Consider the following 20,123-nt stretch of genomic DNA (forward strand, 5'->3'; position numbering starts at 1 on the left):
GCGCATGCCGTGGCGGATGGCTGCACTCAGGCGCAGCCCGGCACCGTGAAGCCGCGTTGCCCCGGCTTGCGGTTCGGCGCCATGCCGAGCTGGCGGATGGTCTCGTCGGCGCTGTCGTACCACTCGTCGATCTTGTAGATGCGGCGCGCTTCCTTGCCGTCGGCGACATCGCGGCCGAGCTCGCGTGCCAGGCGCACGGTCTGCTCGATCTGCTGCACCGAGGTCATGCGCTCGCCCTTGCGGCCCCACAGGTTGTCCTCGATGCCCACGCGCACGTGCAGGCCCAGCGCGATCGCCATCGCGTTCATCGGCAGCACCGCGCGCATCGCGCTTTCGATGGTCAGCACCGCGCCGTCCGGCGTGCGACGCGCGAACTCGATCATGTCGGCCGGGTGCAGGCCCGCAGCGCCGCCGCCGATGGCGACGTAGTTCAGGATCAGCGGGCCGCGGTACTGGCCCTTGCGGATCAGGCGCTCGACCGTCTCCAGCTGCGCCACGTGGCCAAGCATGAAGTGCGGCTGGATGCCTGCCTTGCTCAGGCGCTGCAGGTGTTCGATGAAGAACGACGGCTTGGAGTCGACCACCATCTCGCTATACGCCTTCAGATACTCGGGCTTCTCGAGGATGGTGCCCTGCACGTCGTCGGCGGTCAGCATCTCGCAGATGTTCATCTGGCTGGTGTTGATCGCGATCGTGACCTGGTCAGGCTTGGGATCGAGTTCCGCCAACATGTGGCGGGTGTCGTAGTCCAGCCACTCGGCGGCCTTGCCTTCGCCTTCGGGTGCGAACGAGATCGAGCCGCCGACCTGCAGCACCATGTCGGGTACGGCTTCACGCAGGCGCGCCAGCATCTCGTTGAACATCGACAGGCGCTTGGAACCCTTGCCGTCCGACTCGCGCACATGCACATGCAGCACCGTGGCGCCGGCGTTGTAGCAATCGACGGCCTTCTGGATCTGCGCGTCCATGCTCACCGGGATATCGTCCGAGTCGGAGGGCAGCCACTGCGGGCCATAGGGTGCGACCTGGATCACCAGTTTTTCCTGGTTTTCGGGAAGCAGGCTGTCGTCGAGAAAATGCATGGATAGTCTCCTGATGGTGACGCCCTTTGCACGGGGGCGATGCAGGTATTCTGGACGCCGGGCGCATGCTGCGTTTATCCTGTTGTCACTATTTCCTATCCATTTGTCACATCTGGTGAAAACCCGAACCATGAAGCCCGAGCGCCGTTCGGTCCCGGTCGGCACGCTTGCCCGGGTGGTCGAGGTGCTGCGGGCCCAGGGCGCCGACCCGTGGCCGCTGCTGGGCCGCCATGGCATCGGCGCGGCGGCCCTGGAAGAGCCCATGGCGCCGGTGGCGCTGACGCTTTGCGGCCGCATCCTGGCCGATGCGGCGCAGGCCTCCGGCCGGCCCACATTCGCGGTGCAGGTCGGCGCCCGCGCCAATATGGAAAACGCCGGGCCGCTGCGCCTGCTGCTGCTTTCTTCGCGCAATGTGCGCGACGCGGTGGACGGGCTGCTGCGCTACGGGCGTATCTGGTACCGCGGCATCGATACGGCGCTGACCGTGCGCGAAGGCTATGCGGTCTTCTCGATCGAAATCGACGGCGCCTTCGCGGGCCGCGACGAACTGCTGACCGCCTACCTCGCGGCCAACCTGCAGATGTTCCGGCTGATGCTCGGCAAGCACTGGTTGCCCGCGGCGGTCTCGCTGTCGCGCCCGCCGCCGCCGGAGCTGGCGCCGTTTGTCGCGCACTTCGGACCCGATGTGCGCTTCGGCCAGCCGCGCGACGAATTCGTGTTCCCGGCCGGCACGCTGGAGCAGCGCTGCGGCGTGGTAGACGAGGCGGTCGAATCCTCGGTGGTGCGCTACCTGAGCGAGCTGGAATCGCATGTCGCGCCGGATTTTCTCGGCCAGGCCCGGCAGGCGATCCGCGACCTGATGCTGTTGGGCGAATGCAGCGCGCCGCGGCTGGCATCGCTGTTCGCGGTGCATCGCTTTACACTGCATCGCCACCTGCAGGACCACGGCACCTCGTTCGCGCAATTGCTGGACGAAGAGCGGGAAGCGCTGGCGCGGCGGCTGCTGAGCCACACCGACATGCCGCTTGGCGATGTCGCGCGGGCTCTCGGCTTCAAGACGCAGGCGGGCTTCAACAAGGCCTTCCACCGCTGGCAGGGTGTCGCGCCCGGCACCGTGCGCGCGGGCGAGCGCCGCAGGCCGCGGCTTACGTTGCATCGCGATTGAGCCCGCGCACGGTGCACCGTGCCGGCATGACCAATCGCTTATGCTTCCGCAGTTTTATTTCATTGGTTTTCGCGGCCGGATCGTGCGCAAAATCCCGGTGCACACACGCCTCCGATGCCTTCTCGACCCAGGGGCATCGCCATTCACAGAAGCGGCGTGGGCTTATGGAGACAATATGAAATCAAGCCCGACATGCCGCGGCAAGCGCGCATGGCATTTCGCAGTACTGGCCGCCACCGCGCTGGCAGCCGCCCCCGTTCTCGCGCAGGGAAACTGGCCCTCGCGCCCCATCCGCATGGTCGTGCCGAGCCCCGGAGGCAGCGGCCCCGACGTGCTGGCCCGTGTGTTCGCCGAACAGATCTCGCAAGCGCTGAAGCAACCGGTGGTGGTCGACAACAAACCCGGCGCCAACGGGCAGCTGTCGGTCGATGCCGTCGTGCGCGCGCAGCCCGACGGCCATACCGTGCTGCTGGCGAGCGCCTCGGCCACCGTGATGAACCAGGCGATCCAGCCGAAGCTGCCGTTCAACATCGTCGAGGACCTGGTGCCGGTCGCGCAGATCGGCTCCGGCGGCGTGCTGCTGGTGGTCGCGCCGGACTTCCCGGCAAAGGACATGAAGTCCTTCGTGGCAACGGTCAAGGCGCGGCCCGGCAAGTATGACTACGGCAGCTGGGGGGTCGGCTCGGGCGGCCACCTCGCCATGGCACAGCTGCATACGCTGGCCGGCATCGACCTGACCCATGTGCCTTACAAGGGCGTGCCGCCGATCCTGACCGATCTGCAGGGCGGCGTGCTGAAGATCGCCTTCGTCGACATCACCACCTCGGTGCCGCTGGTGAAGAGCGGCAAGATCCGGCCGCTGGGCATCACCGGCAAGCACCGCGCGCCCGCGTTCCCCGATGTCCCGACCATGGCCGAGCAGGGCTTCCCGATGACCAACGAAGGCTGGTACGGGCTATTCGTGCCCAAGGGCACGCCACGCGAGATCGTCGTGACGCTGAACCGCGAGATCAACAAGGCGCTGCGCTCGCCGGCGCTCGCCACACGCTTCCAGCAGCTCAACATGATGGCCGATCCGCCGCTGACCACGCCGGACGAGTTCGCGCGCACGGTGCGCAACGACTATGCCACATGGGCCAGCGTGGTGAAGGTCAACGGCATCAGGCCGGAATAGCGGCGCCGCCTTGCAGCTAATCGCAGCTGATTCGCGGCCAAAGCGCAGGCCGGTCAGCCGGCCGAGGCCTGTTCCGCACACTGCTGGAACAGCTCGACGGCCGGCGAGGGCGCCTTGCCGGCCAGCGTAAAGGTGGACACCGGCAGCAGCACGCCCGGTATCTCCAGCGGAAGGACATGGGCGAGGCCGCGCGCAGCATAGGCGCGCGCCAGGCGCCCCGTCATCATCGCCACCGCCTGCATCGCCTCCAGCAGGCCCAGCACCAGGCCGGCCGATACCGACTCGACGTGGTTGGCCGGCACCTCCACCTTCATGCGCCGCAGCGACGCGTCCAGGCTCTGGCGCAGCCGGGCGGTGCGCGGCGGCACAACCCACGGGTACGACGCCAGGTCGGGCCAGTCCACCGTCGCTGACGCTGCCAGCGGATGCTCCGGGTGGACCGCCACCCGCAGCACTTCCTCATACAGGTGGCGCTGCTCGATATCCCCGGCCGTGGCGCGCTCCGACAGCGCCCCCAGCACGATATCAAGGCGGCCGGTGCGCAACTGGCCAATCAGCACGTCCATCGGCGCCTCGTACACCGCGATGTTCAGCGTCGGCATCCGCGCCTTGGCCAGCGCGATGATGCGCGGCGCGAGCGCCAGCGTTGAACCGGGCATGGCGCCGACCGCAATCGATGCGCAGGCGCCTTGCCCCAGCGCCAGCAGCTCGTCGCCGGCGCGGTCCAGCTCATCCAGGATCGACTGCGCATAGCTGACGAAGATCATGCCGTGCGGCGTGGGTTCGATGCCGCGGGGCCGCCGCACGAACAAGGGGTAGCCCAGGCCTTCCTCGACCTCGGCCAGCGCCTTCGATACCGCCGGCTGCGTGATGTTCATCGCGTTCGCGACCCGCGCGACCTGCCGGTGCTCTTCCAGTGCTATGACCAGACGGAGATGGCGTAGCTTCAGTCCGCTGCGCAGGAAGCCGATCGCGTCCATGGTGAAAACCCCTAGAAACAAGCTTGATTCATTGCGGTGCGGCCGGTCATGCCACAGCACCGCAGCGTGGATATTACCTTTTGGTTTGGTCAGACGCATCAACTTTCATTAGTCATGCGCGCACTGCCTTCGCACAATGGCTGTACCGGCCCGGCAATGGCCGAGACAACAAGGAGACAGCAATGGAAGCAGCACAGGCGCAAGCAGCACTGAAGGCGGTGGAGACCCCGGCGGCGTGGGAAGCCAGCGACATTGCCGCGAAGGAGAGTGAGTGGGTGGTCTGGCTGAGCGCGGACGAGATCGTGCAGCTGGAGACGGCGCTGGCGCATTGCAAATCGCTGGGCCTTGCCGTGCCGGCCATCAGCAAGGAGACGTTTCCGCTCGGCAGCCTTGCCGCGAAGCTGGAAGACCTGCGCCATCGCCTGGAGCGGGGACTGGGCGTGGTGCTGCTGCGCGGGCTGCCGGTCGAGCGCTATACCAAGATGGATGCCGGCACGATCTACTGGGGCATCGGCATGCACCTGGGCCGCGCGGTCGCGCAGAACGCGTTCGGCGACGTGCTGGGCCATGTCTGGGATCTTGGCAAGGACCCGAAGTCAGACATGACGGCGCGCGGCTATCAGTCGCGCCATCGGCTGCCGTTCCATACCGATGGCGCCGACGTGGTCGGGCTGCTGTGCCTGCGAACCGCGCGCCGCGGCGGCATGAGCAGCATCGCCAGTTCCATGGCAATCCATAACGCCATGCTGCGCGAGCATCCGGAACTGCTGGCGCGGCTGTACCAGCCCTTTGCATTCGACCGCCGGCACGAGGAAGCGCCGGGCCAGGCGCCGTACACCATGACGCATGTGTTCAGCTGGCACAACGGCCGCCTGTTCAACCGCTATATCCGCAGCTTCATCAATACCGCGCAGCGATTCCCCGACGCGCCGCCGCTGGCGCCCGTGGACATCGCCGCGCTCGACAGATTCGACGAATACACGCAGGACCCGCGCTTCCGCATTGACATGGAGCTGGCGCCCGGCGACATGCAGTTCCTGAACAACTACGTGGTCCTGCATTCGCGCACCAGCTACGAGGACCATCCCGAGCTGGACCGCAAGCGCCACCTGCTGCGGCTGTGGCTGTTCACGCCGGGCCTGGCCGACGTGCCCGAGAGCTTCCGGCTGCGCTACCTGCTGACCGACGCGTGGGCCAAGAACCCGCGCCCGCCGATCTATGACGTGAACCAGATCATGGGCGTGACCACGCATTGAAGCGTCCCGCTTTTCCGCTATCCCAGACCAAGGAATCTTTCGCAATGAACGCCCCCATCCTTTCCCTTCACGGCAAGACCGCCTGGATCACCGGCGGCTCCAGCGGCATCGGCCGCGCCTGCGCGCTGTCGCTGTGGCAAGCCGGCGCGACCGTCGTGATTTCCGCGCGCAGCGAAGCGGCGGTTGCCGGTCTCGTCGCAGAATGCGGCAATGAGCGCGTGATCGCACTGCCGCTGGACGTCTCCGACCCTGAAGCTGTCGCTGCCGCCGGCCGCCAGCTGCAGGAGCGTGCCGGCGCCGTCGATATCCTGGTCAACGCCGCCGGCATCAACGTGGTCAACCGCAAGCTGTCCCGCCTGACGCCGGCTGACTGGGACCAGGTCATCGACATCAACCTCAACGGCGCGTTCTACTGCATGCATGCGGTGCTGCCCGGCATGCGCGACCAGGGCGAAGGCACCATCATCAATATCTCGTCGTGGGCCGGACGCTACGCCTCGGCATTGACCGGTGCCGCCTACGGCGCCAGCAAGCACGCCATGGCGGCGATGACCACGTCGGTGGCGATGGAAGAGTGCGCCAACGGCATCCGCGCCTGCGCCATCTATCCCGGCGAGACCGCCACGCCCATCCTGATCAACCGGCCCACCCCGCCCGCCGCAGAAGACCTGGCGCGCATGCTGCAGCCGGAGGACGTGGCCGCGGCGGTGGCCTTTGTGCTGTCCCTGCCGGCGCGCGCCACGGTCAACGAGCTTGTCATCAGTCCCACCTGGAATCGCGCCTTCGTTGGCTTCCAGCCGCCGCCCAGGCGCGGCTGAGCGGCTGAGCAGCCCCGGCGACCGAGACAGCTGCTGCCGTGGCGCAAGATCCAGCGCCAGGCAGCGGCGCGCGGTCAATGCATGGCAGGACAATCCCCGAGGAAGACAATGATGAACCGACGCAGGTGGTTACAGGACGCACTTCCCGCCGCCATCGCGGCGTGTCTCGCGCCGAACGTGTTCGCGCAGGCCCCGACACCCTCTCCCTGGCCATCGCGGCCATTGCGGATGATCGTGCCGGGCGGTGCGGGTTCGGGCACCGACCTCGTCGCAAGGGTGTTCGCCGACCCGCTCTCGCGCGCGCTGCGGCAACCGGTCGTGGTCGAGAACCGGCCCGGCGCCAATGGCATTGTCGGCAACAACCTGGCGGCCAAGGCGGCGCCGGACGGCTATACCGTCTTGTTCAGCAACGCCTCCGCGATCGCGATCAACGCAGCGCTGCGTGACGACATGCCCTACGACACGAATCAGGACCTGGCACCGGTGATCCAGGTCAGCGCCGGCGGCGTGCTGCTGGTGGCAACCGCCGAGACGCCGGTGCGCGACCTTGCAAGCTTTGTCGACTACGTTCGCGCGCATCCCAACCTTGCGTACGGCACGTGGGGCGTCGGCTCGACCGGCCACCTGGCGATGGAAGCCATTGCCCGCCAGCGCGACCTGCGCATGCGGCATATTCCGTACAAGACCATGGGGCAACTGCTTACCGACCTGCAGGGCGGGGTCGTCAGCATTGCATTCGTCGACGCGCGTTCGCCGCTGTCACTGATCCAGGCCCGCAAGCTGGTGCCGGTTGCCATGACCGGTACGCGGCGCTCGCCCATGCTGCCGGAGGTGCGCACGCTGAAGGAACAGGGCTTCGACCTGGATCTCGATGGCTGGTACGGCGTGTTTGTCCCGGCACATACGCCGGCCGGGATCGTGCTGAGGCTAAACGAGGAAATCGCCAGGGTAATGGTGGCGCCGGCATTGCAGGCCAGCTTCGCGCAGCAGGGTCTGCTGTGGGTGGAGAAGAATTCGCCGGAACAGTTTGCGCGTGTGATCCAGAGGGATATCCGGGCGTGGAAATCGCTGGCAGCAAGCGCAAAGATCAAGGTTGACTAAAGACCAGCTCGGAATGCTGTCAGGGGGCGCTACGGATGACCGCGCCTAGGTGGTTCCTGCAGGACAAGGTGTGACAGCGCAAAGTCACCGTCACAGAGGGCGGCGGGCCAGTCGACGAGGGTGGAAAGACCGGTCTGACGAGGGGAACCGGCCAGCCTTGCGGCTGCCTCGCTTGGCCCGCCATGGAACCATGCGAGCGCACAGGCGTTGCTTGCTGCAAGCGCAACGCCTGTCCTTGTCAGACATCCGGGCTTTCCACACCCGATCATCGGTGGTCCGATGACGCCACCAGTATTTCCTGCCGGTACCGGGGAATCGATGAGAGATGTCGCATTTCCAGGGGCGGGCGAAGTTTGAATCCCGGCAACGGATTCAGAAATCGCTGACTCTTGAAAGTGGGCATACATCGAAATGCAGGTGAGCCAGCGTGGGTTGGGATTTCGGGCGTGGCAGGAGCCGATCCCCATGCCCTATCGGCCCGCTGGTTCACTGACCTGTCGGATGAACATGAGCATCATGATCGCAGCGACGCCAAGACTTGATGAAAGCCAAAGCGCCTTGGCGCCGAAAGCATCCAGGCAGATGCCGAAGAGCCATGGTGCAAGGGCCTGGGCCACACGCGCGGGCACCATCAGAATGCCTTGCCGGTGACCATAGCCATGGGGACCGAAGATAACGAGCGGCAGAGTGCCCTTGGCGATGGTGAGGATGCCGTTGCCCGCGCCATGCAGCACCCCAAACAGCGCCGCGGCAGGCGCTCCGGCAACGCCGAACGCGATGGCACCGGCAGGGTGAAGGGCAGCGGCGATCCGGGCGGAAAGGAGTGGATGGATCTTGCGTAGGAGGCCGAACTCCAGTATCCGGGCACCCACTTGGGCGGGCCCGATCAGGGCACCGACCATCACAGCAGTGGCCAGTGTCGCGCCGCCTGCCTGTAGCAATCGCGGCAGGTGTGCCGCCATGGCGGTACTGATGAACCAGGTCGCGGCGAAGACAAAGGCGAGTGCGAACGAGGCAAGCCGCTGAGATGTCGCACGCTCGCCAGCAGCCGGCGACGATGCGGTTTTGGCCGGTGGCGGCTCAGTTGCCGTACCGCGGGGCATGCTGAGATTGAGCGCCAACCCGAGGGACAGATGAAGCGCGGCCCAGGCAAGACAGGCGCCGCGCCATCCGATGTGCGACTCCATGAAGGTCGACAGGGGCCAGCCTACCGTACTGGCAAAGCCAGCGATCAGGGTGATGCCGGTGATCGCGCCGCGAGAACGATTACCGTACAGCGCGACGAGCGTAGCAAAGGCAGCTTCGTACAGGCCCGCGCCCATTCCGATACCGAGGATCAGCCATGCTGCGAAGAGGCCAATGACGCCTTGTGCGAAGCCAAGGCCCGCCAGGCCGGAGGCAAATATGAGGCTCGTAGCAACCAACACCTGGCGCCCCCCGGTGCGGTCGATCATCCTGCCCGCGGCGGGGCCGATCAGCGCCGACACGATGAGCGCGGTGCTGAACGCAGCGAAGATCGTGGCCGGTGCTACGCCAAGGTCGCGGGCCATGGACGTAGCCAGCATGGCCGGAAGATAGTAGGTGGAGCCCCATGCCAGCGTCTGGGCAACCCCCAATCTGGCGATCACACTGGTCGTTGGCTCCATGGCCATCCCGTTGGCTTGTTATTCGACTTCGCCGCTATCCGTATCGCTGACCTGCGCGTCCCGCTCATGGCTCATGGCTGCCGCGGCGAGCGCGGTGACGTTCGCCGGCGCCGCTTCCTTGCGCTCGCTGTAGCGATCCGTCAGATAGTCGCTGCGGTCGCGCACCAGCAGCGTGAACTTGTAAAGTTCTTCCATCACGTCGACCACGCGGTCATAGTAAGAGGACGGCTTCATGCGGCCGCTGGCATCGAACTCCTGGTATGCCTTGGCTACCGATGACTGGTTCGGAATCGTCACCATGCGCATCCAGCGCCCCAGCACGCGCAGCGCATTGACGGCATTAAACGACTGCGAGCCGCCGCAAACCTGCATCACGGCGAGCGTGCGACCCTGAGTCGGTCGGATGGCTCCGATTTCCAGAGGCAGCCAGTCGATCTGGTTCTTGAAAACCGCGGTCAGCGTGCCGTGCCGCTCGGGACTGCACCACACCTGACCTTCCGACCACTCCGAGAGCTTGCGCAGTTCAACCACTTTGGGATGATCCGCCGGAACACTGTCGCACACCGGCAGGTCACGCGGATCGAAGACGCGAGTCTGCGCGCCGAAATGTTGCAGGATGCGCTCGGCTTCCTGCACCAGCAGGCGGCTATAAGACGTTTCGCGCAGCGAGCCATAGAGCAGCAGGATGCGCGGCGGATGCGTGCTGAGGCGAGACGGTTGCAGCTTGGCCAGGTCCGGTGTATCGAGCACGGCCGGGACGACATTGGGCAGATCCATGGTCATTTGATCCTCCGTCCTTGCGCGTCGATGACGGCTTCGCCATCTTCCTTGGTAAAGGCACCTTGCTGGGGCGAGGGCAGGATGTCGAGCACGATTTCCGATGGCCGGCACAGCCGCACGCCAAGCTCAGTGACGACAAAGGGCCGGTTGATCAGGATCGGATGGGCCAGCAGCGTGTTGCGCGAGGTGCCGCACGCCGGGTTATGGTAGATCGTTACCGCCATGCGTTTTCCTTAGTTGGCCTTGGCCTCGTACCACGACTGAGACCGGTTGACGATGCCAACGACAAGCAGCATGACCGGCACCTCGATGAGTACGCCCACCACCGTGGCCAGCGCCGCTCCCGACTGGAAACCAAACAAGCTGATTGCGGTGGCGACTGCAAGCTCAAAGAAGTTGCTGGCACCGATCAGGCTCGACGGGCCCGCTACGCAGTGGGCAACGCCGAGCTTGCGGTTCAGAAGGTAAGCGAGTCCTGAGTTGAAGAACACCTGGATCAGGATCGGCACCGCCAGCAACGCGATCACCAGCGGCTGATCGATGATCGCCTTGCCCTGGAACGCAAACAGCAGGATCAGGGTCAGGAGCAGCGCCGTAATCGAGTACGGCCCCAGGTGGTGTACGACGCGCTGGAAGTGGGCCACGCCGCGGCCGAGAAGCATCTTGCGCAGCAATTGCGAAATGATGACGGGCACAACGATGTAGAGCGCAACCGAGGTAAGCAAGGTATCCCACGGCACGGTGATGGAAGACAGGCCCAGCAACAGCGCCACCACCGGTGCAAAGGCGACCACCATGATGGCGTCGTTCAGGGCCACCTGAGACAGCGTGAAGTACGGGTCGCCCTTGCACAACTGGCTCCACACAAAGACCATGGCGGTGCATGGCGCGGCGGCCAGAAGGATGAGCCCGGCCACATAGCTGTCGAGTTGGTCGGCAGGCAGAAACGGCGCAAAGAGGTGGCGGACAAAGATCCATCCGAGCAGCGCCATCGAGAATGGCTTGACTGCCCAGTTGATGAACAAGGTCACGCCGATGCCACGCCAGTGCGATTTCACCTGTCCCAGTGCGCTGAAGTCGATCTTGATCAGCATGGGGATGATCATGACCCAGATCAGGATGCCGACGGGAAGGTTGACCTGGGCATACTCCATGCGGCCGATGGCGTGAAAGACCTCAGGCAACATCTGCCCCAGCGTGATGCCGGCGACAATGCACAGCGCAACCCACACCGTCAGATACCGCTCGAAGAATCCGATGGCCGGCTTGGAGGTGGTCACGCTCGAGGTGGCAACGTTCTGGCTGCTCATGGTTCAGCTCCGGGCCAGACGCTGCAGCGTCTCTTGAAGTTCGGCATTGCTCATGTCTTCGATCGGAAGCAGCAGCAATTGCAGCATGCGGTAGCCGATGGCCTGACGTGTCAACTCGAATGCCTGCCGCTTCTTTTCGTCGCCGCCTTCCGTGTTCGACGGATCAGGGTAGCCCCAATGCACCTTGACCGGGCTGCCCGGCCAATACGGGCACTCCTCTTCGGCGGCACTGTCGCACACCGTGATGACCACCCGCATCTCAGGAGCATTCTCGCCGACAAATTCATCCCAGCTCTTGCTGCGGAAGTCGCCGACGTCGACGCCAGCATTGCCAAGCACCTCGAGGGCGAATGGATTGATGCGCCCGCTTGGCGAGCTCCCGGCGCTATATGCGCGCACATCGCGGCCCGACTGCCGGGCCAGATGGTTCAACATGCCCTCGCTCAGCACACTGCGGGCAGAGTTGTGGGTGCACAGAATCAGTACGTTGGTGGTCATGGGGCGCTACGAGATTATTGAAGTGCGGATCGGATTGCGTGTGAGGACGCACCCTTAGCAGCAGGACGGCGTGGAGTTGACCGCGACGCCGATCGGCTTGCCCTTCGGAGTGCGGGGGGCGCAACAGGCCGATTCCTGGCCCGCAGCATCGATTTTTCGGGATTCGCCGTACACCGGCACATTACCCAGGGTATGGAAGTGCTCCCACGCGATGCCTTGCGGATCCGTGACCCAATACTTCTCGCTCTTCGCGTAGCAGCAGGTGGTCTCGCCTTCGTCGAGCAACGCCATGTCGGCCGCTTCGGCCCGCTGCTTCAGTTCGGCCAGCTCGGCCGCGTCGTCTGTCTGAAACCCGAGGTGGTCGACGCCGGTCTCCGCGCCGCGGGCCGAAATGGCGAAGTTCACGCGCGGATCCTCCAGCATCCACTTCGCATAGTCCTCTTTTACGACCGTGGGCTCGGCCGCGAAGAGGGCTGAATAGTAGCGAATGCTCGCAGACAGGTCGGTGACGCTGACGTGCACGTGGAAGCGCTTCATGATTTGGGCTCCGAGGCGACGAAACATTGGGACACAGGGGAGCACGGATTGCCGCTGCAGCAGTTCTCCGTGAGGTAGCCGAGCAGTGCGTTCATGGTCTCGAAATGGGCCATGTAGATGATCGAGCGTCCGTCCTGCCTGCTGGATAACAAGCCGGCACGGTGCAACTCCTTCAGGTGGAAGGAGAGGGATGACGCCGGCATTTCCATCAGCTCGGCTATCCGGCCCGCGGGAAGGCCGCCAGGCCCGGCCTGCACGAGCAGCCGGAACACGGACAAACGTATCGAATGGGCGAGCGCGGCAAGCGCGTCAAGGGCGTGATCGGTTTCCATTTTTCGACAATAGTCGAATAATGGAAGTGTGTGAAGTGAAATTTTTGTGACGAAGGGCACAGTGAGTGTGTGGCTTCGCCGCCCCATTTCAGCTGTAGCTGCGTGTGGCCGGTCTTTGGCCACCGAACATACGACTGCGCTATCGTCAGAATCAGTAACCAAACTGACGCTTAACGACTAAAGAGAGCCTGTCAAAGCGTGATCGTTCAGGATCAATGAGGGCCGGTTTGCAGGCGGTGTTTCAAGGTGCTTCCCGCAGAACAAGGGTGTGACATCCCAAACTCACTGTCACACCCGTCAGCCACTATTGCAACCGCTCTCGCTCAACCATCAGCCCATCCAGCTGCATCTTCACCATGCCAAGCAGACACAGCGCACTGAAGCAGCCGTCCGAACTTTCGCTTTCGTGATCCAGCAGTACGAGAACCCCTTCAATTCCTGCGCGAACCTGCTGAAGACAGTCGTTTGTGATTTCATCGATCGTTGCCATAAGTTCCCCACTAGTAAAGGCGCGCCACTCATTTCCACATGAGGGCGGCGGGCCAGACGGCGAGGGTGGAAAGACCGGTCAAAGGTGGGGAACCGGCCAGCCTTGCGGCTGCCTCGCCCGGCCCGCCAGGGAGCCGGCTTGGTTCGTGCGAACACACAGGCGTTGCCCGCTACAAGCGCAACGCCTGTCCACCTTATACATCCGGGCTTTCCACACCCGATCATCGGTGGTCCGATGACGCCACCAGTATTTCCTGTCGGTACCGGGGAATCGATGAGAGATGTCGCATTTCCAGGGGCGCGCGAAGTTTGAATCCGGGCAACGGATTCAGAAATCGCTGACTCTTGAAAATGCGCTTGCGTGCTAAGCCCTTTGCCTCCGCCGCCTCACGCCCGCACCGGCGCCAAAACCGCGCCAGGCACCATCGCCGGCGCACTCCCCATTGCCTGGTCCACAACCCCCGCCACCATCTCCGCCGTCACCGCCGACAAGGTCCACCCCAAATGCCCATGGCCGGTGTTGTAGAAGATGCAGGCGGAGCGGCCGCGGCCCACGCGCGGCAGCATGTCGGGCAGCATCGGCCGCAGCCCGGCCCATGGCACCACGCTGCGCGTGCTGACGCCGGGGAAGCACTGCTGCACCCAGTCCACCAGCGGGCGGATGCGGTCGGCGCGGATATCGCGGTTGGTGCCGTTGAACTCGGCGGTGCCGGCGACGCGGAAGCGGTCGTCGCCGAGGCGGCTGGTGACCAGCTTGGTTTCGTCGTCGAGCAGGCTGACCGTCGGCGCAGCGGTGCGGCTGGCTTCGTCGGTCAGGTTGACCGTGATCGAATAGCCCTTGACCGGATAGATGTTGACGCGGTCGCCCAGCCCTGCCGCCAGGGCGCGGCTGGCGGTGCCTGCGCAGATCACGGCACCGTCGAAGGTAGAGCTGGCGCTGTCCGCGCCGTCCTGCACGGTGACGGTGGCATGCCGTCCGTCCGTCTTCACCGCGCGCACGTCCTGGCCGTACCGGCAGCGCACGCCCAGGCGGGCAGCGGCGGCGGCCAGGCCGCTGGTGAACTTGTGGATGTCGCCGGTCGAATCGCTTTCGGTGAAGTAGCCGCCGTAGTAGGAACCCGCCAGCGTCGGCTCGATCGCGCGCATCTCCTGCGGCGTCACCGCGCCGCTCGAGCCCGCCTTGCGCCAGCAGCGCGGAGACGCGGCCGGCATGCTCGAAGCCGGCTTTGTCACGGTAGATATGGAGAATGCCTTCCTTCTTCAGGTCGAAATCGATGCCTTCCTGCGCCGCCCAGGCAAACAGGTGCTCGCGCGCGGCGATGGCCAGGCGCGCGGTCTCGATGGTGTTGCGGCGGTAGTGGGGAATCGACGCGATGAACTCGGCGAACCACGACAGCTTGTGCCAGCTGGGCCGGGGATTGACCAGCAGCGGCGCATCCTTGCGCAGCATCCACTTCATCCCCTTGACGATGGTGGACCAGTGGGTCCAGACCTCGGCGTTGGATGCGGAGAGCTGCCCGCCGTTGGCGAACGAGGTTTCCATGGCGGCATAGCGATGCCGTTCGAACAGCGTGACGGAGAATCCGCGCCGCGCCAGCGCGTAGGCGGTGGTGATACCGGTGATGCCACCGCCGATGACAGCGATTGTCTTCATGATCTGCAGGATCCAGGAACGTCGAAGGGTGGGAGTCCGCACGCGACATGCGTGTAGGACGCCCCCTCTGTTCTGGACCTGAGAGATTCACGACGCCTTGCCGCGGGGGCGGGCGCGCTTGCTCCTTCGGTATGCCGGGCGGACGATGGCGTCCGGCATTCTTCAGAGTGCACTGACGGGTGATGCCGGTCCTTTTGCCTGAGAGTTTCCGGGGCGGTTGCTCCTTCGGCGCCGTGCGCGGCGGGCGCCGCGACAGTCTCTCCCTGCATCACGCTGGCTTGACGCCAGTCGGGGCAATGTAGTGACAAGGCCCCGTATTGGATATGCGGGTTAACACGGATACATGCGGATATGGCTGCGCTGGCCGCGTCGCTATGTCGCATCGGCCGATGGCTTCCGGCCCCATAAAATGTCAGCGCTCGCTATCGGGGACCGCTCGCTATTGGGGACGTCCGGGAGGAGCGCCTGATGCTGCGCAGGCGCGGCGAGCCCACAACGACGACAACAAGGCATTCAGTGAAGAAACACCGCATTGCACTGGCCGTTTCGGCAGTGCTGATGGGCCCCGCCGTGGCCGCCGCCCAAGGGGTGGAGGCAGGCGTGGAGGCGCCCGCGCCGCTGCAGGAGGTGGTGGTATCGGCCCGCCCCGAACGCGGCGAGACGCCGGCGATCCCGCCCAACACGCCGGCGTCGGCGTATGGCATCAGCAGCACGCGCATGGCCGACTTCAACGTGGTCAATACCGAGGACGCGCTCAAGTACGCGCCCAACCTCGCCGTGCGCAAGCGCTTTATCGGCGATATGAATTCGATCATCTCGGTGCGCAGCACCAGTTCGCGCCAGTCGGCACGCGGGCTGGTCTATGCGGACGGGCTGCTGCTGTCCAACCTGCTGGGCTCGGACTTCAGCTTCCCGCCGCGCTGGTCGCTGGTCAATGCCGCCGAGATCGAGCGCATGGACGTGCTGTACGGCCCGTATTCGGCGCTGTATCCCGGCAATTCGCTGGGCGCGACGGTGCTGATCACCACGCGCACGCCGGAGAAGTTCGAGGGCGATGCCAGCGTGCAGCTGTTCACGCAGCGCTTCGGCCTGTACGGCACCCACGATAACTTCAACGGCGTGCATGCCAACGCCTATGTGGGCGACCGCGTCGGCGCGTTCTCGTGGCTGGTCAGCGTGGACCGGCAGGACAGCAAGAGCCAGCCGCTGAGCTTCTACACCGCGTCGCGCTCGACGCGGCCCGCGGGCGCGGCGGACACGCCGGTTTCCGGGGCCTTTTTCGACCAGGACCAGAGCGGGCGCGACCGCGTGGTGATGGGCGTGAACAGCGAGGGCGTTACGCACACGGTGCAGGACCAGCTCAAGCTCAAGCTCGGCTACGACATCACCAGCACGCTGCAGGCGCAGTTCACCGCTGCCTACTGGCAGCAGGACCGCTCCAACGCCACCGGCAGCTACTTGCGCGACGCCAGCGGCAACGTGGTGTCCAGCGGCCCGGTGAATATCGGCGGCTCCCAGTACGTGATTCCGGCCAATGCCTTTGCGCCCGGCAATGGCGAGGACGCGCGCTGGCTCTACGGGCTGTCGCTGCGCACGCGCAACCAGACGGGGTGGAATTTTTCCGGGGTGGCGTCGCTGTTCGACGTCAGCAAGGACGTGAGCCGCAGCGCCAACGCCGTCGGCAACGGACCGGGCACGGTGACTTATGGCGACGGCACCGGCTGGCGCACGCTCGACCTGAAGGCCGACTACCGCCCCGAGCGCCTGCAGGGCGGGCACTGGGTCACCTTCGGCTACCACTATGACAACTACCGGCTGAGCAACACCACCTACAACACCTCGGACTGGCGCGCGGCCACCATCACCGCGTTCAACAATGCCTTTACCGGCAAGACCGAGACCCAGGCGCTCTACGCGCAGGACGCCTGGTACTTTGCCGAGGACTGGAAGCTGATTCCCGGCGTGCGCTACGAGCACTGGCGCGCCTATGACGGCAGCCGCAGCCAGCCTGGCGTGGATATCGGCTATCCGGTGCGCAGCGAATCCAACTGGTCGCCCAAGCTGGCGCTGGAGAAGGCGTTCGGGCAGGACTGGCTGGGCCGGCTGTCGCTGGGCCAGGCCTATCGCTACCCGACCGTCAGCGAGCTGTTCCAGGGCCGCATCACCGGCACCGCGCTGATCAACAACGATCCCAACCTGCGGCCGGAACGATCGTTCTCGAAGGACCTGACCTTCGAGCGCACGGTGGAGGCGTCGAATTTCCGGGTCTCGCTGTACGAGGACGATATCCGCGAGGCGCTGGTCAGCCAGACCAACACCACGGTGTTCCCCACCGTCACCAGCTTCCAGAATGTCGACCGGGTGCGCACGCGCGGCATCGAGCTGGCCTACGACGGGCGCGACGTGCTGGTGAGCGGCTTCGACCTCTCGGCCAGCGGCGCCTACAACCATTCGAAGACGCTGGAGAACGCCAACAACCCGGCCTCGGTGGGCAAGTATTTCTATCGCATCCCGAAGTGGCGCGCCAACCTGGTGGGCACCTATCGCTTCACGCCGGCGTGGGCCGGCACGCTGGCGATGACCTATTCGGGCCGGCAGTACAATACGCTCGACAATTCGGACCACAACCCCGACACCTTCGGCGGCACCAGCAGCTTCCTGACCTTCGACGTCAAGGTGACGTACAAGCCCGCGCGCAATGTGCGGCTCGGGCTTGGCATCGACAACCTCACCGACCAGCGCTATTACGTCTACCACCCGTATCCGGGCCGGACGTTCTACGCCGAGGCGAAACTTTCCTTCTGAGCACGTGAACACGCTGACCTCCACCATGCCAGGCGCCCGCCGCGCTTTCCGCCTGATCGCTGCGGGACTGGTGGCCTGCGCCACGCTGGCGTCGGCCACCGCGGCCGCGCAGGCGCACGGCGGCCACGCCGGCCACGCCGGCCACGGCGGCCAGGCCAGGGCGAAAATGAGCGAACTCGGCACCGGCGCGGCCTTCGACCGCGACGGCAGGCTGTGGATTGCCTACAAGGATGGCCAGCATGTCGCCGTGCGGTCGTCGACGGACTATGGTCGCAGCTTCAGCGCGGCGCGGCATGTCAACGCCACGCCGGAGCCGGTCGCCGCCGATCATGAAAGCCGCCCCAAGGTGGCCACGGGGCCCGACGGCCAGGTCTACATCACCTGGACCCAGCCGCTGCCCAGGCCGTGGACCGGCTTTATCCGCTTTGCGCGCTCCACCGACGGCGGCAAGACCTTTGCCGAGCCGCTGACGGTGCATGCCAACCGCGACCAGATCGCGCACCGCTTCGACGCCCTTGCGGTGGACCCGGCCGGGCGCGTCTTCGTCAGCTGGATCGACAAGCGCGACGTGGCCGCCGCCGAGGCGCGCAAGCAGCCGTATGCCGGTGCCGCGATCTACTACGCGGTGTCGGCCGATCACGGCAAGACCTTCCAGGGCGACTACAAGATTGCCGACCAGTCGTGCGAATGCTGCCGCATCGCGCTGACGCCCACGCCCGACGGCAGGATGCTGGCGCTGTGGCGCCACGTGTTCCCGCCCAATGCGCGCGACCACGCGCTGGCGCTGCTGGGCGCCGACGGCAAGGCCACGCCGATGCAGCGCGCCAGCTTCGACGACTGGCGCATCGACGCGTGCCCGCACCACGGCCCCGGCGCTTCGGTGGCGCCGGACGGCACGGTGCACATGGTCTGGTTCAGCGTGCGCGACGGCAAGCCGACGGTGTCGGTGGGGCGCTGGCGCGACGGCAAGCTGCAGGCGCAACGCGCGCTCGATGACCCGCGCGCACAGCATGCCGATATCGTCGCGCTGAACGACCACGACATCGCGGTGGTGTGGAAATCGTTCGACGGCCAGCAGACGCGGCTGTCCGCCATGCTGTCGCGCGATGGCGGCAAGACCTGGCAGACGCGCAAGCTGGCCGGCACCGAGCGCGATTCCGACCAGCCGCACCTGCTGCAGCACGCCGGCCGCGCCTACGTGCTATGGCGCACCGAGGCCGAGGGCTTCCAGGTCTTCGCGCTCGGGCAGGAGGGCGCATGATGCGATCGCGCCGCCAACTGATCGCTGCCGCCGCTGCTGCCGCGGTTACCGCGTGCGCGCTGATGCTCGGCACCGCCAATGCCGCCGACCGCGTCGCCGTGTTCGAATCCGCCAATGCCGCGCGCATCGCCGCCAGCCAGCAGGGCAAGCCCTTCGTGCTGGTGGTGTGGTCGCTGGATTGCGTCTATTGCAAGCGCAACTTCGACGCCCTCGGCAAGCTGCGTGCGCAGCATCCCGGACTGCGCGTGGTTACGCTGGCCACGGACAGTGCCGAGGCCTCGCCGCAGGTGCAAAAGACGCTCGAACGCGTCCGGCTCACGCGCAATGCGTGGGTGTTCGGGCACGAGCCGCAGGAGCGGCTGCGCTATGCGGTCGATCCGGACTGGATGGGCGAAATGCCGCGCACCTACTTCTATCGCGCCGATGGCCAGCGGCAGGGCGTGTCCGGCGTGATCAGCGAAGCCGACTGGGCGCGGCACCTGCGCTGGGCCGGCATCGCGGGCTGAGCCTGCCGCGGCGCCAGCACGGCGCCGCCTTTCACGTCATCGCTCAGGACAGTTCCTTCGGCAGCTTGCCGCCGTTGGCGGCCAGCTCCTGCATCAGGCGCTTGTGCAGCCACACGTTCATCGCCGCGGAATCGTTCATGTCGCCGGTGTAGTGCAGCTCGCGCGCCAGTTCCTTGCGGTGTTCCAGGCTGCTGTCGATCCCGAGCGCCTTCATCGTATCGACGATGGAGGTGCGCCAGTTCAGCGTCTGCCCGCTCTGCTGCGCCATCCGGTCCATGATGGCCTTGACATCGACGCCCGACAGCGGCGTGGCCTGGGCCCCGGCCGGCGCACCGGTGGTGCCCTGGACGTTGCCCGCGGGCGCTGCGCCAGTGCCGGCGGCTGGCGCAGTGCCGGCCGGCGCGCCTGCTGAAGTCGGCGTTCCGGCCGCGGGTGGAGTGCTGGCGGTGGTCGCCGTGGTGGTGGCCGCGGGCTTGTCCTTGCCCAGCAGCTTGTTGAGGATGTCCTTGAAGATGCTCATGGCGGGCTCCTGAAGGGTGAATCGGGGCAGCAAGCCCTTGCAGGTTCCGGGCCACCGTCGCGGCGCGTTGCCGTAACCCGTGCAAGGGGCACGGTTTGTAAATGGTGCGTGTAGCGGGACCGGCGTGCGCGCCACCGATCCGCCTTCAGCCACATACCGCGTTTCCCCCGGTTGGTAGTTTCCCCACTCCGCCTGCGCTGCAGACAGCG

19 protein-coding genes, 1 pseudogene and 2 riboswitches are annotated in these 20,123 nt (G+C 65.8%); of the genes and pseudogenes, 8 read left to right on the top strand and 12 right to left on the bottom strand.

The features are described 5' to 3' along the window. Window positions 1–26: 26 nt before the first annotated feature. A complete protein-coding gene (locus tag AC3FMM_RS01210) occupies window positions 27–1,082 on the bottom strand; it encodes a beta-keto acid cleavage family enzyme (RefSeq protein WP_488685997.1) in 1,056 nt (351 codons plus the stop codon). 130 nt (window positions 1,083–1,212) lie between these two features. On the opposite strand from AC3FMM_RS01210, the gene AC3FMM_RS01215 reads away from it, so the two are divergent. Both AC3FMM_RS01215 and AC3FMM_RS01220 read left to right on the top strand, forming a co-directional pair. Further along, window positions 1,213–2,247: an AraC family transcriptional regulator gene (locus AC3FMM_RS01215; RefSeq protein ID WP_488685998.1), complete on the top strand. Its 1,035-nt coding sequence runs from the start codon at window positions 1,213–1,215 to the stop codon at window positions 2,245–2,247. Between the two features lie 175 nt (window positions 2,248–2,422). Continuing rightward, entirely contained in the window at window positions 2,423–3,421 is a 999-nt protein-coding gene (locus AC3FMM_RS01220) for a Bug family tripartite tricarboxylate transporter substrate binding protein (RefSeq protein WP_488685999.1), read from the top strand. Window positions 3,422–3,474: 53 nt separating this feature from the next. Here AC3FMM_RS01220 and AC3FMM_RS01225 read toward each other — a convergent pair whose 3' ends face one another. After that, complete coding sequence (locus AC3FMM_RS01225) at window positions 3,475–4,401, bottom strand: LysR substrate-binding domain-containing protein (RefSeq protein ID WP_488686000.1); 927 nt, start codon at window positions 4,399–4,401, stop codon at window positions 3,475–3,477. 182 nt (window positions 4,402–4,583) lie between these two features. Between AC3FMM_RS01225 and AC3FMM_RS01230 the strand changes: the two genes are divergently transcribed. From AC3FMM_RS01230 to AC3FMM_RS01240, 3 genes are all read left to right on the top strand, one after another. Next, a complete protein-coding gene (locus AC3FMM_RS01230) occupies window positions 4,584–5,657 on the top strand; it encodes a TauD/TfdA family dioxygenase (protein WP_326347847.1) in 1,074 nt (357 codons plus the stop codon). A gap of 44 nt (window positions 5,658–5,701) precedes the next feature. Next, window positions 5,702–6,475 (top strand): SDR family oxidoreductase, encoded by a 774-nt coding sequence (locus AC3FMM_RS01235; protein WP_115712242.1) that lies wholly within the window; start codon window positions 5,702–5,704, stop codon window positions 6,473–6,475. A 228-nt stretch (window positions 6,476–6,703) separates the two neighbouring features. Further along, the gene (locus tag AC3FMM_RS01240; RefSeq protein WP_198036061.1) at window positions 6,704–7,576 is read left to right on the top strand and encodes a Bug family tripartite tricarboxylate transporter substrate binding protein; all 873 of its coding nucleotides are present in this window, start codon (window positions 6,704–6,706) and stop codon (window positions 7,574–7,576) included. A 470-nt stretch (window positions 7,577–8,046) separates the two neighbouring features. Here the strand turns inward: AC3FMM_RS01240 and AC3FMM_RS01245 are convergent, their stop codons facing one another. From AC3FMM_RS01245 to AC3FMM_RS01285, 9 genes and pseudogenes are all read right to left on the bottom strand, one after another. Continuing rightward, complete coding sequence (locus AC3FMM_RS01245) at window positions 8,047–9,222, bottom strand: MFS transporter (RefSeq protein WP_115714188.1); 1,176 nt, start codon at window positions 9,220–9,222, stop codon at window positions 8,047–8,049. 18 nt (window positions 9,223–9,240) lie between these two features. Then, window positions 9,241–10,005 (bottom strand): arsenical resistance protein ArsH, encoded by a 765-nt coding sequence (gene arsH / locus AC3FMM_RS01250; protein WP_116313449.1) that lies wholly within the window; start codon window positions 10,003–10,005, stop codon window positions 9,241–9,243. Then, window positions 10,002–10,226 (bottom strand): thioredoxin domain-containing protein, encoded by a 225-nt coding sequence (locus AC3FMM_RS01255; RefSeq protein WP_488686001.1) that lies wholly within the window; start codon window positions 10,224–10,226, stop codon window positions 10,002–10,004. The genes arsH and AC3FMM_RS01255 overlap by 4 nt, the downstream gene beginning before the upstream one ends. A 9-nt stretch (window positions 10,227–10,235) precedes the next feature. Further along, window positions 10,236–11,312, bottom strand: coding sequence for an ACR3 family arsenite efflux transporter (arsB, locus tag AC3FMM_RS01260; protein ID WP_115712251.1), 1,077 nt, complete (start codon window positions 11,310–11,312; stop codon window positions 10,236–10,238). A gap of 3 nt (window positions 11,313–11,315) precedes the next feature. Further along, window positions 11,316–11,810 carry an arsenate reductase ArsC gene (locus tag AC3FMM_RS01265; protein WP_116313451.1) on the bottom strand — a complete coding sequence of 165 codons (495 nt, stop codon included), beginning with the start codon at window positions 11,808–11,810 and terminating at the stop codon, window positions 11,316–11,318. Window positions 11,811–11,864: 54 nt separating this feature from the next. Beyond that, the gene (locus tag AC3FMM_RS01270; RefSeq protein WP_115712255.1) at window positions 11,865–12,347 is read right to left on the bottom strand and encodes an ArsI/CadI family heavy metal resistance metalloenzyme; all 483 of its coding nucleotides are present in this window, start codon (window positions 12,345–12,347) and stop codon (window positions 11,865–11,867) included. Further along, window positions 12,344–12,679: an ArsR/SmtB family transcription factor gene (locus tag AC3FMM_RS01275; protein WP_115699652.1), complete on the bottom strand. Its 336-nt coding sequence runs from the start codon at window positions 12,677–12,679 to the stop codon at window positions 12,344–12,346. The genes AC3FMM_RS01270 and AC3FMM_RS01275 overlap by 4 nt, the downstream gene beginning before the upstream one ends. A gap of 304 nt (window positions 12,680–12,983) precedes the next feature. Beyond that, the gene (locus AC3FMM_RS01280; RefSeq protein WP_116313453.1) at window positions 12,984–13,169 is read right to left on the bottom strand and encodes a DUF1484 family protein; all 186 of its coding nucleotides are present in this window, start codon (window positions 13,167–13,169) and stop codon (window positions 12,984–12,986) included. A gap of 386 nt (window positions 13,170–13,555) precedes the next feature. After that, window positions 13,556–14,822 (bottom strand): annotated as a pseudogene (locus tag AC3FMM_RS01285) (D-amino acid dehydrogenase). A 57-nt stretch (window positions 14,823–14,879) separates the two neighbouring features. After that, window positions 14,880–14,998, bottom strand: a riboswitch (glycine riboswitch). Continuing rightward, window positions 14,999–15,097, bottom strand: a riboswitch (glycine riboswitch). Window positions 15,098–15,338: 241 nt separating this feature from the next. Here AC3FMM_RS01285 and AC3FMM_RS01290 point away from each other — a divergent pair. From AC3FMM_RS01290 to AC3FMM_RS01300, 3 genes are read left to right on the top strand one after another with little or no spacing between them, the layout of a single operon-like run. Next, window positions 15,339–17,627, top strand: coding sequence for a TonB-dependent receptor (locus tag AC3FMM_RS01290; RefSeq protein ID WP_488686002.1), 2,289 nt, complete (start codon window positions 15,339–15,341; stop codon window positions 17,625–17,627). 25 nt (window positions 17,628–17,652) lie between these two features. After that, window positions 17,653–18,888, top strand: a complete 1,236-nt coding sequence (locus tag AC3FMM_RS01295) for a sialidase family protein (RefSeq protein ID WP_488686087.1) — start codon at window positions 17,653–17,655, stop codon at window positions 18,886–18,888. Then, window positions 18,885–19,394, top strand: a complete 510-nt coding sequence (locus tag AC3FMM_RS01300) for a TlpA family protein disulfide reductase (RefSeq protein WP_488686003.1) — start codon at window positions 18,885–18,887, stop codon at window positions 19,392–19,394. The genes AC3FMM_RS01295 and AC3FMM_RS01300 overlap by 4 nt, the downstream gene beginning before the upstream one ends. A gap of 43 nt (window positions 19,395–19,437) precedes the next feature. On the opposite strand, the gene AC3FMM_RS01305 is transcribed toward AC3FMM_RS01300, so the two are convergent. Then, entirely contained in the window at window positions 19,438–19,914 is a 477-nt protein-coding gene (locus tag AC3FMM_RS01305) for a DUF3597 domain-containing protein (RefSeq protein WP_488686004.1), read from the bottom strand. Window positions 19,915–20,123 lie beyond the last annotated feature (209 nt).

Source organism: Cupriavidus sp. 207A1 (assembly GCF_057798955.1).

What these genes read in the sequence shown, in the direction of transcription:
- AC3FMM_RS01225 (WP_488686000.1), bottom strand. Translation starts at nt 4,401, where the DNA reads ATGGACGCGATCGGCTTCCTGCGCAGCGGACTGAAGCTACGCCATCTC.
- AC3FMM_RS01255 (WP_488686001.1), bottom strand. Translation starts at nt 10,226, where the DNA reads ATGGCGGTAACGATCTACCATAACCCGGCGTGCGGCACCTCGCGCAAC.
- AC3FMM_RS01220 (WP_488685999.1), top strand. Translation starts at nt 2,423, where the DNA reads ATGAAATCAAGCCCGACATGCCGCGGCAAGCGCGCATGGCATTTCGCA.
- AC3FMM_RS01230 (WP_326347847.1), top strand. Translation starts at nt 4,584, where the DNA reads ATGGAAGCAGCACAGGCGCAAGCAGCACTGAAGGCGGTGGAGACCCCG.
- AC3FMM_RS01280 (WP_116313453.1), bottom strand. Translation starts at nt 13,169, where the DNA reads ATGGCAACGATCGATGAAATCACAAACGACTGTCTTCAGCAGGTTCGC.
- AC3FMM_RS01300 (WP_488686003.1), top strand. Translation starts at nt 18,885, where the DNA reads ATGATGCGATCGCGCCGCCAACTGATCGCTGCCGCCGCTGCTGCCGCG.
- AC3FMM_RS01265 (WP_116313451.1), bottom strand. Translation starts at nt 11,810, where the DNA reads ATGACCACCAACGTACTGATTCTGTGCACCCACAACTCTGCCCGCAGT.
- AC3FMM_RS01215 (WP_488685998.1), top strand. Translation starts at nt 1,213, where the DNA reads ATGAAGCCCGAGCGCCGTTCGGTCCCGGTCGGCACGCTTGCCCGGGTG.
- AC3FMM_RS01240 (WP_198036061.1), top strand. Translation starts at nt 6,704, where the DNA reads ATGATCGTGCCGGGCGGTGCGGGTTCGGGCACCGACCTCGTCGCAAGG.
- AC3FMM_RS01295 (WP_488686087.1), top strand. Translation starts at nt 17,653, where the DNA reads ATGCCAGGCGCCCGCCGCGCTTTCCGCCTGATCGCTGCGGGACTGGTG.
- AC3FMM_RS01275 (WP_115699652.1), bottom strand. Translation starts at nt 12,679, where the DNA reads ATGGAAACCGATCACGCCCTTGACGCGCTTGCCGCGCTCGCCCATTCG.
- arsH (WP_116313449.1), bottom strand. Translation starts at nt 10,005, where the DNA reads ATGACCATGGATCTGCCCAATGTCGTCCCGGCCGTGCTCGATACACCG.
- AC3FMM_RS01270 (WP_115712255.1), bottom strand. Translation starts at nt 12,347, where the DNA reads ATGAAGCGCTTCCACGTGCACGTCAGCGTCACCGACCTGTCTGCGAGC.
- AC3FMM_RS01305 (WP_488686004.1), bottom strand. Translation starts at nt 19,914, where the DNA reads ATGAGCATCTTCAAGGACATCCTCAACAAGCTGCTGGGCAAGGACAAG.
- AC3FMM_RS01210 (WP_488685997.1), bottom strand. Translation starts at nt 1,082, where the DNA reads ATGCATTTTCTCGACGACAGCCTGCTTCCCGAAAACCAGGAAAAACTG.
- arsB (WP_115712251.1), bottom strand. Translation starts at nt 11,312, where the DNA reads ATGAGCAGCCAGAACGTTGCCACCTCGAGCGTGACCACCTCCAAGCCG.
- AC3FMM_RS01245 (WP_115714188.1), bottom strand. Translation starts at nt 9,222, where the DNA reads ATGGAGCCAACGACCAGTGTGATCGCCAGATTGGGGGTTGCCCAGACG.
- AC3FMM_RS01235 (WP_115712242.1), top strand. Translation starts at nt 5,702, where the DNA reads ATGAACGCCCCCATCCTTTCCCTTCACGGCAAGACCGCCTGGATCACC.